This window comes from Mycobacterium sp. NGS67 (assembly GCF_059812185.1).
This window is the reverse complement of sequence record NZ_JCALCF010000089.1, coordinates 1-417: the sequence shown is the minus strand read 5'-3', so window position 1 is coordinate 417 and position 417 is coordinate 1. Positions and strand designations below refer to the sequence as shown.

Sequence of the window (417 nt, the reverse complement as noted above, 5' to 3'; positions counted from 1 at the left end):
AAGGAGAATTAAAGTGGCAACTCGCTTTATGACCGACCCGCACGCAATGCGTGCCATGGCGGGCCGTTTCGAGACCCACGCGCAGACCGTCGAGGACGAGGCCCGTCGTATGTGGGCGTCCTCGCAGAACATCTCGGGCGCGGGTTGGAGCGGTCTGGCTTCGGCCACCTCGCTGGACACCATGGGCCAGATGAACACCGCGTTCCGCAACATCGTGAACATGCTGCACGGGGTGCGCGATGGTCTGATCCGTGACGCCAACAACTACGAGCAGCAAGAGCAGGCGTCGCAGCAGATCCTGTCCAGCTAGTCCAGCCCATCAGCTTCTAATCCAGGAGGACAACAGACATGACCATCAATTACCAGTTCGGCGACGTCGACGCGCACGGCGCGCTGATTCGCGCCCAGGCCGCCAAT

General features: G+C 61.6%; 1 protein-coding gene and 1 pseudogene. Both read left to right on the top strand.

The window, feature by feature from the left end:
• The first annotated feature begins 13 nt into the window (after positions 1 to 13).
• A complete protein-coding gene (locus tag AC5Y4D_RS27360; protein WP_499942468.1) occupies positions 14 to 310 on the top strand; it encodes a WXG100 family type VII secretion target in 297 nt (98 codons plus the stop codon).
• 38 nt (positions 311 to 348) lie between these two features.
• A pseudogene (locus tag AC5Y4D_RS27355) lies at positions 349 to 417 on the top strand (type VII secretion protein EsxI); the annotation flags it as partial.